The following is a 13,247-nucleotide window of genomic DNA, read 5'->3' on the forward strand; positions in this document are numbered from 1 at the left end:
TTTGTCCATCCCAAGTTCCGTTGATGTCCACTGTAAACCTGCGCCGCACAGTCCCGAAAACATCTTGGAACTGGCCATAGGCCGTAACGCGCCCGTCAAAGAACTCTTCAAGGTTCAGCTTCCGCTCGGACAGAGCCGCGTCATTAATCGACGGTTTGCCGGTACACGCCCCCAGAACCATCAATCCCAAAGCCAAGATTGCCCAGCGCATGACCATGCCCCTTTCCGCATTTTGATATGGATACGCTTCGCAGGCTCTTTTGGTTCACGGTCCGCTTGGTATATGAGGGCGCAATCGCAGCCCAAAGGTGGCCCTATGCTTGACGACAGCTACGACATTCACCCGCTTTTCACCGGGGCACCCGCAACAACCGAATTCAAGAAGCTGCGCAAACGGCTTGTACGGTACACACGCGAGGCGATCGAGCAATACGGCATGATCGAACCGGGTGGCAAATGGCTGGTCTGCCTGTCCGGCGGCAAAGACAGCTACACGCTGCTGGCCATTCTCTACGAACTGAAATGGCGTGGACTTTTGCCGGTCGAGTTGCTGGCCTGCAATCTGGATCAGGGGCAACCCGGCTTTCCGGCAACTGTCCTTCCGGAGTTCTTGGAGCGCATGCAGGTGCCCCATCGGATCGAGTACCAAGACACATATTCCATTGTTGTCGACAAGGTGCCCCAAGGCCGAACCTTCTGCGCCCTGTGTTCACGGTTGCGGCGTGGCAACCTGTATCGCATCGCGCGCGAGGAAGGCTGCACCGCTGTTGTTCTTGGCCATCACCGCGACGACATTCTGGAAACCTTTTTCATGAACCTGTTTCATGGCGGGCGCCTTGCCACAATGCCGCCGAAGCTGGTAAATGAAGAGGGGGATTTGTTCGTTTATCGCCCCCTCGCCCACGTTGCCGAGGCGGATTGCGAAAAGTTCGCGAAGGCAATGAACTACCCCATCATCCCCTGCGATCTGTGCGGCAGTCAGGACGGGCTGCAAAGGCAGCAAGTCAAACAGATCCTTGATGGCTGGGAAGCCAACAGCCCGGGGCGCCGCCAAGTCATGTTTCGGGCACTGATGAATGCGCGGCCTTCCCACCTGCTTGATCCCAAGCTTTTTGACTTTGCTCGCCTCGCGCGCAGTTCCGAAAAATTTGAAGAAAAAAACGTGAACATTCCCGAACTGCGTTAAGCGCTGACTCACCCCGTTCTCCTATTGCTTGGCCAACCTGCGGCCGGCGCCATGGGTATGAACAAGGGGTCAAACATGCAGTTCCGCACGCCAGACAAGCTGAAATTCTTGCGCGAACACGCAACGACAATGCTGACTGGCCCCCAGATGCTTGCATTCCTTCCTGCGATGATGCTGGCGGCATTCTGGATTTGGGGCGAAATCGCATTGATTGCCGTAGCCATTGCATTGCCGGTTACGTGGTTTGTCTTTGGCGGGGTTGAGGATCTGTTGCGCCAGCGCGTTGCACGAACCCTGCAGCCGGGTCTCGTCTCGCAGGACGACTTTGCCGAAAAGGTCGATGTGATGTGTGCAGACGCGCCACGCGCCGACCGGAACAGCGCTATTTTCTCGATTGAGTTGGACGACCATACTGCCCTCAGCGAACGGTTCGAACCTGCTGCAACCGATCGCATCCTGAAAGCGGTGGCAGACCGCCTGATCACCACAATGAGAGATACGGATCTGGTGTGTCGCACCGGCGATTTTCGGTTTTCGCTCTGCCTTGGCGCTGTGCAGCATCTCGACCTGGAAAGCTGTATCCAGATGTGCAGCCGCTACCAGCAGGCTATCGAAGAGCCCATCGCCATCGATGGCACCACGATCTATGTGTCCGTCAGCATCGGCTTCTGCCTGCTGAACCGTGCGCCAGGTGCGACGGGACATGACTGGCGCAATGGCGCGCTAGCGGCCCTGACCGAAGCACAGCGCCGCGGTCCATCTTCCGTTCGCGCCTATTCGACCGAATTGCACTCGCGCCTTAAAAGCCGCGCACACTTGCGCGACGAAGTGGCCGCCGCCTTGGAACAGGGGCACATCCAACCGTGGTTTCAGCCACAAATCTCCACGGACACCGGGAAGGTTGCCGGGTTCGAAGCACTCGCGCGCTGGATACATCCAGACCGGGGCGCAATTTCTCCGGCTGAGTTCCTGCCAGCAATCGAAGACGCAGGGCAGTTGGAACGTTTGGCTGAGATCATGATTTATCACAGCTTTACGGCACTCAAGGCATGGGATTCCGCCGGCCTGAAGGTCCCTCATGTTGGGGTTAACTTCAGCGGCTCGGAACTCAACAATCCGAAACTGGTGGACAAAGTGCGTTGGGAACTCGACCGGTTCGACCTGACACCAGATCGGCTTACGGTCGAGATTCTGGAAACCGTCGTCACCGACAACACAGACGACACAATCACGCGCAACATCAATGCGTTGACAAAGCTCGGCTGCCGGGTTGATTTGGACGACTTTGGGACCGGTCATGCATCGATTTCATCCATTCGTCGTTTTGGTGTCGGCAGGATCAAGATTGACCGTTCCTTTGTCATGAAAGCTGATCGCGATCCCGAACAACAAAGGATGATCAGTGCTGTTCTGACCATGGCCGAACGTCTGGACATCGAAACGCTGGCTGAGGGTGTCGAAACGGTTGGCGAACACGCCCTTCTGGCACAGCTGGGCTGCGACTACGTTCAGGGCTTTGGGATTGCCCGCCCAATGCCGTTTGAAAAGACACTTGATTGGGTGCGCGCCCATGAAAGCAAGGTTCAGGACGCCCCGTCCCTGCCCGTGCGCCGGACGAACTGAGGCGCAAACCGGGCCCGTTAATCAATGCACCCATAGAGGGTGCATTGGACTTCAAGACGCTGGGCCCACGCCACGCTTGCCACGTCACGCCATGCCCAGCGCCCGAATCCGCTTGACCTTTGGCCCTGCACTCTGTTGAACCCGTTCAACGTTTCAGACAGCAGGTGGCAGTCCCCGATGGACGATCAGAACAAGAACCTCATTCTTGCAACGGCGCTTAGTTTCCTTGTCATTCTCGTATGGTTTGTGCTGTTCCCACCACCAGAGCCGGACGTTCCGCTCGATGCAGCGGCACCGACCACAGCGCAGTCGGAAGACGCCGGTACGGTGCCAACGGCGCCGGCAATAGGTGATCCAGCTCAACCCGCAACGGAGGTCGCGACAGAAACGGCTGACGCCCCACGCATCGACATCGAAACACCACGTGTCTCTGGCTCAATCTCGCTGCTGGGTGGGCGTATCGACGATTTGCGTCTGAAAGACTACCGGACAAGCCTTCAGGCTGATGCCGACATCGTTCGGATGCTGTCGCCTGTCGGCACCGCGGACGCATATTATGCAGTTTATGGCTGGGCGCCGGGCGGTGGGCTCAACGCTGACGCTGTGCCGGGCCCTAACACAACTTGGACCCTAGCCGCGGGCGAAACGCTGTCCGTTGGTGAACCCGTTACTCTGACATGGAACAACGGGGCCGGTCTGATTTTTGAACGGATCATCAGCATCGATGACCAATACATGTTCGACATCACCCAATCCGTGACGAATACCAGCGGGGCAGCAGTTCGGGTCGCACCCTATGGCATGTTGACCCGGCACGGTGAGCCATCCGATCTAAAGAACTTCTTCATCCTGCACGAAGGTGCCGTGGCCATGGCCGACGGGGAGCTTGCGGAAACCGATTGGGACGAAATCCCCGACGCTGAAGTAGATCCGGCTTGGGGTCGCCCCGTGATCGTAACAGAAGGCGTGACCGATGGCTGGGTTGGCTTTACCGACCACTACTGGCAGTCGATCCTGATCCCGACAGGCGTTCAAAGCTTTGATCAAGCACTGACTTACGCCCCTCGTAGTGATGTCTACCGGGCTGTTACGCGACTGCCCACTCAAGATGTTGCGGATGGCGCGACCGTCGCGGTTCAAACACAGCTGTTTGCAGGCGCAAAGGAGTGGGAGACCATTCGCGAATACCAGTCTGGCGGCGTGCAGGGGTTCATCGACAGCATCGACTGGGGCTGGTTCTTTTTCCTGACCAAGCCAATCTTCTGGTTGCTGCACGAGCTGAACAAACTGATTGGCAACATGGGCTGGGCCATTATTGGCCTGACGCTAATTATCAAGGCCATATTGGTTCCACTGGCATACAAATCATATGTCTCTATGGCAAAGATGAAAGAGCTTCAGCCGCAAATGGAGAAGCTGAAAGAACAGGCTGGCGACGACAAGCAGAAGCTTCAGCAAGGTATGATGGAGCTCTACAAGAAGGAGAAGGTAAACCCGGCCGCAGGCTGCTTGCCGATCCTTTTGCAAATCCCGATCTTCTTCTCGCTCTACAAGGTGATCTTTGTCACGATCGAGTTGCGGCACGCGCCGTTCTTTGGCCCATTCCAGGACCTCAGCGCACCTGACCCAACTTCGATCATCAACCTGTTTGGTCTGCTGCCCAATGCGGCACCTGATCCCAACAGTCTGATGGCACTGGTCTTCATTGGCATCCTGCCACTTCTGCTAGGCATCTCGATGTGGCTGCAACAGAAGCTGAACCCGGCACCCACTGATCCGACCCAACAGATGATCTTTGCCTGGATGCCATGGATTTTCATGTTCATGCTGGGCAGTTTTGCCAGTGGGCTGGTCGTTTACTGGATCGCCAACAACGTGATCACTTTCACGCAACAGTATCTGATCATGCGCAGTCAGGGGTACAAACCCGATCTGCTGGGCAACATCACTGGCGGCTTCAAGAAGAAGGCATCCGAGGAACCCAAGAAGTGACAGGCACGCTCGCTCATATCTGGCGGCATCCGATCAAGGGGATCGGGTGCGAGGCATGTGAGCAGGTCGACTTGACCCCGGAAGAGGCCGTTGTTGGTGATCGGGCCTGGGCGCTTCTGAATGCGGAGGCCGAAGACACCGATAGTTGGCAGCCACGACGCAATTTCCTGCAAGTTGCGTCAGGTCCTGCTTTGGCCGCGGTGGGCGCCGTCAGCACACAGACGGGCGTGGTCCTGACCCACCCGTCCCGCGACCCTCTGGACTTCAATCCGTCTTCCAACTCCGACGCGCTTGGTGTGTGGGTTGCGGACTTGTGGCCTGACAACCGGCCAGGCCCCGCGAGACTGGTCAAAGCTCCGGCACAAGGAATGACAGACGTGCCCTTTGCCTCTGTCTCGATCGGCAACCTATCTTCGCTGCGCGCCCTCAGTCAGAAGGCAGGCATGCATATCGATATGCGCCGGTTCCGGATCAATCTGTGGCTGGACAACTTGGCCCCATGGGAAGAGATCGACCTGCTTGCAGGCGATGTCACCATCGGGGGTGCGACACTTTCTCCGGTTGAGCCAATTGAACGGTGCCGGGCACCGGACGCCAATCCGCAAACCGGCATGCGGGACATCGGTATGCTGCGAGCACTGGAAGATGGCTGGGACACGCGCAACTTCGGTGTCTATTTCAAGGTCAAATCGGGCGGTACCGTTGCAATCGGCGATCAACTGTCATGACTGCCCTACCCTTTCCCATCGCCGAAGAACCGGATCCGCAAACTGCTGAGCGCGGCCGACTTTTGTTCGCTAGCGAGACCGAATTTGTCAAAGGCGTCGTGGCCATGTCTGGCCTTCCTCCGGCAGATCGGATGGAAGTGTGCTTTGCCGGGCGATCAAATGTCGGGAAGTCTTCGTTGATCAACGCTTTGACGGGCCGCAAAGGGTTGGCGCGCGCCTCAAACACCCCCGGTCGGACGCAAGAGATCAACTATTTCACAGCGGGGGATGATCACTACTTGGTCGACCTTCCTGGTTATGGCTATGCCAATGCCCCCCTGCCAGTGGTCGAGAAATGGCAGCGCCTGCTGAAACAATACCTTTCCGGTCGCCAGACCCTACGCCGTGCTTTTGTCCTGATTGATGCTCGTCATGGGATCAAAAAGGTGGATGAAGAGATTTTGAAACTGCTGGATACATCCGCCGTCACGTTTCAGTGCGTGCTGACCAAAACAGACAAGGTCAAAGCCAAGGACAGGGATGCCGTTCTGGCGCAGGTACGATCCGCCTTGTCAAAACACCCCGCCGCTTTCCCTGAAATCGTGCTGACCAGCAGCGAAAAGGGCGACGGTATCGCAACCCTCCGCGCCATCATCGCAACGCTCGTCTGACGCGAGAGGTTTTTCGTACGAAAAATCTTGGCCCCGCTCCATTGCTGGGGCAAGACAGGGAACAGCGCAATCATCACAGACCCAAGATGAAGACCCAAGATATGAACCGCGACTGGATCGCAACTGCCCGTACCCTCAGCCAAGCGTTGCCTTACATGCAGCGCTACACCGGGGCCACTGTCGTCATCAAGCTCGGTGGTCACGCCATGGGGTCGGACGAGGCTATGGAAAGCTTTGCCAACGACGTGGTTCTGATGCGGCAGGTGGGTGTAAACCCCGTGATCGTGCACGGCGGCGGGCCGATGATCAACGACATGCTCAAACGTCTCGATATCCAGTCGGACTTCGTGAACGGCAAGCGTGTGACAGACGCTGCGACCATGGAAGTGGTTGAGATGGTGCTGTCCGGCGTCGTCAACAAGCGCATCGTGCAAGCCATCAACCGCGCGGGTGGTAAGGCCGTGGGCCTGTCAGGCAAAGACGCGAACCTGATCACCTGCAATCAAACGGATGCCGCGCTTGGTCTCGTCGGTACGCCTGCGCAAATGGATCCAACAATCCTGTCGACGCTGTTCGAGCAGTCAATGATCCCGGTGATCGCGCCACTTGGTTCTGGCAAGGACGGCGAAACTTTCAACATCAACGGCGACACGGCGGCAGGTGCCATTGCGGGCGCACTCAAGGCGGACCGCCTCTTGTTGCTGACCGATGTATCCGGGGTCAAAAACGCGGCGGGTGAGGTTGTGACCGAACTTACAGCCGACCAGATCCGTGACCTGACAGCGGATGGCACAATCGCGGGCGGCATGATCCCCAAGACGGAAACCGCGCTCGATGCCATTGCCAGCGGCGTACGCGCGGTCGTCATCCTGGACGGGCGTGCCCCAAATGCTTGCCTGCTCGAACTTTTTACCGATCACGGTGCTGGGTCGATCATCCGCCCCCGCTGACGCAAACGTGTCTGTGCGCCGCATTGCGCCGCGGCACCCGGGCGGTAGATATGGATCATGGAAAACGAAACGCTCATTCGCTTTGGTGTCTTCCTTGGACTGTTCACGCTCTTTGCACTGACAGAGGCGGTACTGCCGCGTAGGGCGCGCAGTCAAAGCCGGTCGCGGCGCTGGGTCACGAACTGGGGCATCACAGTCGCCAATACGCTGCTCATCCGCGTCATGGCTTTCGTGTTACCCGTGCTGGCCGTCGGCGCGGCGGTTGATGCTTCCAACCAAGGGTGGGGCCTGTTCAACGCCCTGTCCCTACCCACATGGATCGAAGTTTTTGCGGCCATCCTGATCCTAGATTTTATCATTTGGGCCCAACATCTTATCACGCACAAAGTACCGATCCTGTGGCGCTTGCACCGGGTGCATCATGCCGACGTCGATATGGATGTGACCACTGCGATCCGCTTTCACCCAATCGAGATTGGCTTGTCCATGCTGATCAAGATTGGCGCCGTGTATCTACTAGGCCCTGCCGCTGTCGCCGTGATCCTGTTCGAGATCATCCTAAACGGCACGGCCATGTTCAACCATGCCAACATCCGCCTGCCGTTGTGGCTGGATGCCGTCGTCCGGCGCGTGCTGGTGACCCCTGACATGCACCGTGTGCACCACTCGGTCCACCGGCACGAACATGACAGCAACTATGGCTTCTCGCTGTCGATCTGGGACCGCATGTTCGGCACCTATATTGCCCAACCCGAAGCCGGGCATGACGACATGCAAGTGGGCTTGGAATGGCAAGATGAACGCCCGTCGAGGCTGGGCTGGTCCTTGTCCCTGCCCTTTGCCAGGAAATGATCCTGAGGGCCATTTCAGCCGCAGTTGACCCACATGGCCTGATGGTCATGGGGCACACGTCAAACAAGGTTCTCATCGGCACAGACGCACACTGGTGGTTAGTTTTCACCCAAAGCACCGAGTATATCGGCGCGGCCGAAAATCCAGCCGACACCTGGTCCAAACGTATTCTGAACGGGATCGCAGATCGTCTGGGCGCAACAGTGCATTTTCCATCCGACGGGCCACCCTATGCCCCGTTCATAGCGTGGGCATTGGACACCGGGCGCTTCTGGCAAAGCCCTACGGGTATGATGATCCATGACCGCGCCGGTCTGATGATTTCGATCCGAGGCGCCCTGGAATTCACGCATAAGTTCAAGGATATACCCGAAGGAACGCGCCCTTGCGATACATGTTCAGATCGCCCCTGTGTTACCGCCTGCCCAGTGGGTGCATTATCTGCCCGAACCCCTTATGATGTTCCTGCCTGTAAGGCTTATCTTGATACGCCTGCCGGTGTTCAGTGCATGACCCGGGGCTGCCATGTGCGGCGGGCTTGCCCGGTCAGTAAGAGCTTTGGTCGGTCCGATGCCCAGACCGCGTTTCACATGAAAGCCTTTCACCGATGACCCGCACGCTGATCCTGATGCGACATGCCAAATCAAGCTGGGATCATCCCGCCCTGATGGATCACGACCGGCCGCTGAACGCGCGGGGCAAGGCCTCAGCGCAGGCTATGGGTGAGTGGTTGCGGCGGAAGGGATATGTGCCCCAAGCGGCCGTCAGCTCGACCAGTGAGCGGACTGGGCAGACCTTTCTGGGGTTGGCGTTTGATGTACCGGTGAGGTTTTCGCGCGTCCTCTATCACGCCGGGGCCGAGACAATGATGGCGGTGCTGAAAGAGCAAACAGAGCAGACCGTTTTGATGTTGGGCCACAACCCAGGCATTGCTGATTTTGCTGAACGGCTGGTGGAACAGCCGCCGGAACACCCGCGCTTTCTGGACTACCCGACCTGTGCCACCACGATCATCCGGTTTGACGTGGACAGCTGGCTCGGGGCGGATTGGGGTACCGGGCAGGTGGTCGACTTTGCGGTGCCGCGCGAGGTGATGGCGGGGTGAGTCGCCCCGTGTATTCACCTTGTTTTCATGGAGATTGACGCCGAACACAGGGTGTCACCCCCCGTGCAGCATCCGTACACCCCCTGTACACCCCCAACGGACGCAGAAGCGGTGGTTAACGCAACGTGCGGTCAATCATAAGGTCGCTTGACGGCGACGCGATTCATTCTGTTGGGGCTTTGCCCCAAACCCCAAGGTATTTTTGGCCAGAAGAAGGAGGTTGGTTATGCCTCATAACTATCATTGGAGAATGAGGTCAGGCCGCTCCGGGTTTCCCCAGGCGGCCTTGTAAGGCGGGGGTGTCCCCCGCCCCAGGAGGTCAGTGGCCGAGGATCTGGCTGAGGAACAGCTGGGTCCGAGGCGATTTGGGATTGTTGAAGAACTCTTCGGGTTCGTTCTGTTCCACGATCTGCCCTTCATCCATGAAGATCACGCGGTTCGCCACCTGACGCGCAAAGCCCATTTCGTGAGTCACGCAGAGCATGGTCATGCCCTCTTCAGCGAGCTCGACCATGGTATCGAGCACTTCTTTGATCATCTCGGGGTCAAGAGCGGAGGTGGGTTCGTCGAACAGCATGATCCGTGGGCGCATGCAGAGCGAACGGGCAATCGCAACACGCTGTTGCTGACCGCCCGAGAGCTGGCCGGGATACTTGTCGGCCTGATCGGGGATCTTCACCTTTTCCAAGAAGTGCATCGCGATTTCTTCGGCTTCCTTCTTGGGCGTCTTGCGCACCCAGATCGGGGCCAGCGTGCAGTTCTCGAGGATCGACAGATGCGGGAACAGGTTGAAGTGCTGGAAGCACATGCCAACCTCGGACCGGATCTTGTCGATGTTCTTGAGGTCCGACGACAGCACCGTGCCATCTACGGTGATCGTGCCCTGCTGGTGTTCCTCGAGCGCGTTGATGCAGCGGATCAACGTGGATTTGCCGGAGCCCGAAGGCCCCGCAATCACGATCCGCTCGCCACGGTACACGGTCAGGTCGATGTCCCGCAGCACGTGGAACGTGCCGTACCACTTGTTCATCTTGTCGATGGACACGGCCACTTCGTCAGAGACTTGCATTTGAGCTTGTTCAGTCATTTCACCCACTCCTTAGCGGTGATCGGTCGCAAGCTGGCGTTCCAGCCACTGCGAGTATTGAGAGATGCCGTAGCACACGACGAAGAACAGAAGGGCGGCGAAGCCAAAGAGCTCCCAGTAGACGCCGTTCCAGTCGGTCGAGGCCAGGATCGGACCACGGATCATGCCCACCATGTCGAACATCGAGATGATCGACACCAGCGTCGTATCCTTGAAGAGGCCCACGGCCACGTTCACGATGCCCGGGATCGAGATCTTGAGCGCTTGCGGCAGGATGATCAGCCGCATGGATTGCGCATAGTCGAGCCCGAGGCTGTCCGCCGCCTCGTATTGACCGCGCGGCAGGGCAGCGAGGCCCCCGCGGATCACCTCGGCGATATAGGCGGACGAGAACATGGTGATCATGATGATCACGCGCAGGATCAGGTCGAAATTCGTGCCCGGCGGCAGGAAGTAGGCCAGCACCACATTTGCCACGAAGAGCAGAGTGATGAGCGGCACGCCCCGGATGAATTCGATGAACACCACGCAGATCCACTTGATGATCGGCATGTCCGACTGACGGCCCAGCGCCAGCACGATCCCGATGGGCAGCGACAGAGATACGCAGACTGTCCCAAGGATCATGTTGAGCATGAAGCCCCCCATGTCGCGACTTGCTACGGCTTGTAGCGTCGGGTTCTCAGGTGCGATCGCATCCACGATGTAACCACCGATCCACCAAGTCACGACGGCGGCAGCCACGCCGCCGAAAAAGCCCATGGCAAAGGACTGGTTCACCAAGCGGCTGTAGACGAGGTAGCCCACGATGATCCCGATCAAAGCGAGCAGCGGCGCAAAGATCGTGCCACCCCAGATCAGGTAGAAGGCCAGGAAAGGGTAGAGCCCGGTAAAGACCAGCATCTGCCGTGGCAGGTTCGAAAACAGCACCGGTGCCGCTGCGACAAACAGCAGGATAAAGGCGACCGTTGGCCGCCAATACAGGTCAGCCGGGTACTTAAACCCGAACAGCAGTTGGTTCCAGCGTTCCGACAGGACCGAGAAGCAGCCCCCCGATGCGCCGTCCAGCACCTCACGGCATTCGCGGATGTTGCTGGTGTTCCATACCCCGTTGAACAGCCATGGCAAGAAGCCCGACAGCACGTAGTAGATCGCATAGAGCGACAGGAGCGTCAGCACCGTGCCCCACACCCCGTTCAGCAGGTTGTGACGGACCCAACCAATGGCCCCCACTTCGGAGGCTGGCGGTGCCAGTTGCGGCAGTTGTTCCGTCCGCACGAAGGCGATGTTTTGAGAAGTATCAGCCATCTCAGCGCTCCTTCAGCTTCACGGAGTTGTTGTAGACGTTCATCACTGCCGAAATGCAAAAGCTGATCGTCAGGTAGAACAGCATCAGCAAAAGCACCGCTTCGATCGCGCGGCCCGTCTGGTTCAGGGTGATCCCGCCCAGAGTGGCCGTGATATCCATGTACCCGACGGCGATGGCCAGCGAAGAGTTCTTGGTGATGTTCAGGTATTGCGAGATCAGCGGCGGGATGATCACCCGCAGCGCCTGTGGCAGGATCACGAGGTTCATGATCCGTCCCGGACGCAGGCCCAGTGAAGCAGCCGCCTCGGTCTGGCCCTTGCTGATGGCTTGGATACCCGCCCGCACGTTCTCGGCGATAAAGGCGCCGGTGTAGATGGACAGGGCCAACCACAGAGCGATCAAGGAGCCACGTGCCCAGCTGCCACCCCGAAAGTTGAAGCCTTTGAGTTCCGGGTTTTCAAAGCCGAGGCCGAGGATGATGAACAGCAGGCCAACCGGCAGGATCCAGATCGCCGTATTGATCCACAGGGTGTTGGGACGGTCGCCGGTCGCTTCCTGTTTCGCGCTGGCCCACTTCTTGACCTGGCGGGCACCGAAGAACGATCCGATCAGCACGATCAGAACCAAAAGCCAATCATAGCTGGCAACGCCTGTCAGGCTGTTGGAGAAGACCGGCTTGGGAAAGAAGACCCCACGCCCGGTGAAGGCAAAACTGTCGAACAGCATTGATGCAGTTGCATCTTCGCCCCGGAATGCCCTTGGTTGCGGCAGCACAATCAGGAAGACTGCGTTGATCATCAGGATCCAGATCAGTACCGGCACGTTGCGAAACGCCTCGACGTAGAACGACATCAGCTTGGACACCAGCCAGTTGTTCGACAAGCGCAGAACCCCCGCGATCACGCCCAGCACGGTGGCCGTTGCACAGGCAAGGAAGGCCACGAGAAGCGTGTTGAGAACACCAACAATAGTGGCGCGCCAATGCGTCGACTGGCTGGTATACTCGATCAGTCGCTGGTTGATGTCGTAGCCCGCAGGCTCACCCAGAAACTCGTATGAGATGTTCAGCCCCGCAGCGGCGAGGTTGGCAAACAGGTTGCTCAGCAGCCAGGCAAAGGCTGCGATCAGGGCAACAAGAGCAATGAACTGAAATGTATAAGATCTGTAGCGCGTGTCGTTGAGCAACATCGACAGGCGGAACGACTCCTGTGGAGGGTCGGTCATCGTTGTCATGAGGTTTTCCCCGTGGTTCCGACCGTTGTTTTTACGCGCTTGTGACGCGGGGCCGGGTTTTCATAATTGTCCGCATTACCGGGCAACTGCGCCGCTGTTTTCAGCGATCTTGTGCCCCAAATGCGCGAGGGGCGCAGGCGTTAACCTGCGCCCCTCGGCTTGGTATCTTAGCGGAAGGGCGGGCTGTAGAGCAGGCCGCCGTCGGTCCACTGAGCGTTCAGGCCACGGGCCAAACCGATCGGAGTGGATTCACCGATGTTCTTCTCAAAGACTTCGCCGTAGTTGCCTTCGGCGGAGATGGCTTTCATCGCCCAGTCAGCGTCCAGACCCAGCATCTCGCCCAAGGTACCTTCGGTGCCCAGGATACGGTTGATTTCAGGGTTGTTGGTGCCAGCACCCATTTCACCGATGTTGGTCGATGTGATGCCCAGCTCTTCTGCCGAGATCAGAGCATTCAGGGTCCAGCGGACCACATCGCCCCACTCGTTGTCGCCGTGACGGACCAGCGGGCCCAGCGGCTCTTTCGAGATGA

At 58.3% G+C, this 13,247-nt stretch carries 13 protein-coding genes and 1 pseudogene; 9 read left to right on the plus strand and 5 right to left on the minus strand.

Annotated features, from left to right (window positions below):
• Positions 1-211, minus strand: a 211-nt coding sequence (locus AC6RA8_RS16910; RefSeq protein WP_500354190.1) for a DUF3833 family protein, incomplete at its 3' end; no start/stop codon positions are given.
• A gap of 105 nt (positions 212-316) precedes the next feature.
• Between AC6RA8_RS16910 and ttcA the strand changes: the two genes are divergently transcribed.
• The 9 genes from ttcA (at position 317) to AC6RA8_RS16955 (ending at position 9,086) form a co-directional block, all read left to right on the plus strand.
• Positions 317-1,186 carry a tRNA 2-thiocytidine(32) synthetase TtcA gene (gene ttcA / locus AC6RA8_RS16915; protein ID WP_500354191.1) on the plus strand — a complete coding sequence of 290 codons (870 nt, stop codon included), beginning with the start codon at positions 317-319 and terminating at the stop codon, positions 1,184-1,186.
• A 51-nt stretch (positions 1,187-1,237) separates the two neighbouring features.
• Entirely contained in the window at positions 1,238-2,809 is a 1,572-nt protein-coding gene (locus tag AC6RA8_RS16920; RefSeq protein ID WP_500354193.1) for a putative bifunctional diguanylate cyclase/phosphodiesterase, read from the plus strand.
• A 177-nt stretch (positions 2,810-2,986) separates the two neighbouring features.
• Positions 2,987-4,801: a membrane protein insertase YidC gene (gene yidC / locus AC6RA8_RS16925; RefSeq protein ID WP_500354195.1), complete on the plus strand. Its 1,815-nt coding sequence runs from the start codon at positions 2,987-2,989 to the stop codon at positions 4,799-4,801.
• The gene (locus tag AC6RA8_RS16930) at positions 4,798-5,529 is read left to right on the plus strand and encodes an MOSC domain-containing protein (RefSeq protein ID WP_500354197.1); all 732 of its coding nucleotides are present in this window, start codon (positions 4,798-4,800) and stop codon (positions 5,527-5,529) included. The genes yidC and AC6RA8_RS16930 overlap by 4 nt, the downstream gene beginning before the upstream one ends.
• A complete protein-coding gene (yihA, locus tag AC6RA8_RS16935) occupies positions 5,526-6,179 on the plus strand; it encodes a ribosome biogenesis GTP-binding protein YihA/YsxC (RefSeq protein ID WP_500354199.1) in 654 nt (217 codons plus the stop codon). Before AC6RA8_RS16930 ends, yihA begins: the two co-directional genes overlap by 4 nt.
• A gap of 86 nt (positions 6,180-6,265) precedes the next feature.
• On the plus strand, positions 6,266-7,129 hold the full coding sequence (gene argB, locus AC6RA8_RS16940) for an acetylglutamate kinase (protein ID WP_500354201.1): 864 nt from the start codon (positions 6,266-6,268) through the stop codon (positions 7,127-7,129).
• A 57-nt stretch (positions 7,130-7,186) separates the two neighbouring features.
• Positions 7,187-7,981 (plus strand): sterol desaturase family protein, encoded by a 795-nt coding sequence (locus AC6RA8_RS16945; RefSeq protein ID WP_500354203.1) that lies wholly within the window; start codon positions 7,187-7,189, stop codon positions 7,979-7,981.
• Positions 7,978-8,592 carry a ferredoxin gene (locus AC6RA8_RS16950; protein WP_500354205.1) on the plus strand — a complete coding sequence of 205 codons (615 nt, stop codon included), beginning with the start codon at positions 7,978-7,980 and terminating at the stop codon, positions 8,590-8,592. The genes AC6RA8_RS16945 and AC6RA8_RS16950 overlap by 4 nt, the downstream gene beginning before the upstream one ends.
• A complete protein-coding gene (locus AC6RA8_RS16955) occupies positions 8,589-9,086 on the plus strand; it encodes a SixA phosphatase family protein (protein WP_500354207.1) in 498 nt (165 codons plus the stop codon). Before AC6RA8_RS16950 ends, AC6RA8_RS16955 begins: the two co-directional genes overlap by 4 nt.
• A gap of 319 nt (positions 9,087-9,405) precedes the next feature.
• Here AC6RA8_RS16955 and AC6RA8_RS16960 read toward each other — a convergent pair whose 3' ends face one another.
• From AC6RA8_RS16960 to AC6RA8_RS16975, 4 genes and pseudogenes are all read right to left on the minus strand, one after another.
• Positions 9,406-10,173, minus strand: coding sequence for an amino acid ABC transporter ATP-binding protein (locus tag AC6RA8_RS16960; RefSeq protein ID WP_500354209.1), 768 nt, complete (start codon positions 10,171-10,173; stop codon positions 9,406-9,408).
• A 12-nt stretch (positions 10,174-10,185) separates the two neighbouring features.
• On the minus strand, positions 10,186-11,481 hold the full coding sequence (locus AC6RA8_RS16965) for an amino acid ABC transporter permease (protein WP_500354210.1): 1,296 nt from the start codon (positions 11,479-11,481) through the stop codon (positions 10,186-10,188).
• A gap of 1 nt (position 11,482) precedes the next feature.
• Positions 11,483-12,715 carry an amino acid ABC transporter permease gene (locus tag AC6RA8_RS16970; protein ID WP_500354212.1) on the minus strand — a complete coding sequence of 411 codons (1,233 nt, stop codon included), beginning with the start codon at positions 12,713-12,715 and terminating at the stop codon, positions 11,483-11,485.
• A gap of 167 nt (positions 12,716-12,882) precedes the next feature.
• Positions 12,883-13,247, minus strand: a pseudogene (locus tag AC6RA8_RS16975) (amino acid ABC transporter substrate-binding protein); the annotation flags it as partial.

This window comes from Tateyamaria sp. (assembly GCF_059783535.1).

Bases quoted from the DNA above. Each gene is read 5' to 3' on its own strand.
- AC6RA8_RS16920 (WP_500354193.1), top strand. From the start codon at position 1,238: ATGGGTATGAACAAGGGGTCAAACATGCAGTTCCGCACGCCAGACAAG.
- AC6RA8_RS16970 (WP_500354212.1), bottom strand. From the start codon at position 12,715: ATGACAACGATGACCGACCCTCCACAGGAGTCGTTCCGCCTGTCGATG.
- AC6RA8_RS16955 (WP_500354207.1), top strand. From the start codon at position 8,589: ATGACCCGCACGCTGATCCTGATGCGACATGCCAAATCAAGCTGGGAT.
- ttcA (WP_500354191.1), top strand. From the start codon at position 317: ATGCTTGACGACAGCTACGACATTCACCCGCTTTTCACCGGGGCACCC.
- argB (WP_500354201.1), top strand. From the start codon at position 6,266: ATGAAGACCCAAGATATGAACCGCGACTGGATCGCAACTGCCCGTACC.
- AC6RA8_RS16945 (WP_500354203.1), top strand. From the start codon at position 7,187: ATGGAAAACGAAACGCTCATTCGCTTTGGTGTCTTCCTTGGACTGTTC.
- AC6RA8_RS16950 (WP_500354205.1), top strand. From the start codon at position 7,978: ATGATCCTGAGGGCCATTTCAGCCGCAGTTGACCCACATGGCCTGATG.
- yidC (WP_500354195.1), top strand. From the start codon at position 2,987: ATGGACGATCAGAACAAGAACCTCATTCTTGCAACGGCGCTTAGTTTC.
- yihA (WP_500354199.1), top strand. From the start codon at position 5,526: ATGACTGCCCTACCCTTTCCCATCGCCGAAGAACCGGATCCGCAAACT.
- AC6RA8_RS16965 (WP_500354210.1), bottom strand. From the start codon at position 11,481: ATGGCTGATACTTCTCAAAACATCGCCTTCGTGCGGACGGAACAACTG.
- AC6RA8_RS16960 (WP_500354209.1), bottom strand. From the start codon at position 10,173: ATGACTGAACAAGCTCAAATGCAAGTCTCTGACGAAGTGGCCGTGTCC.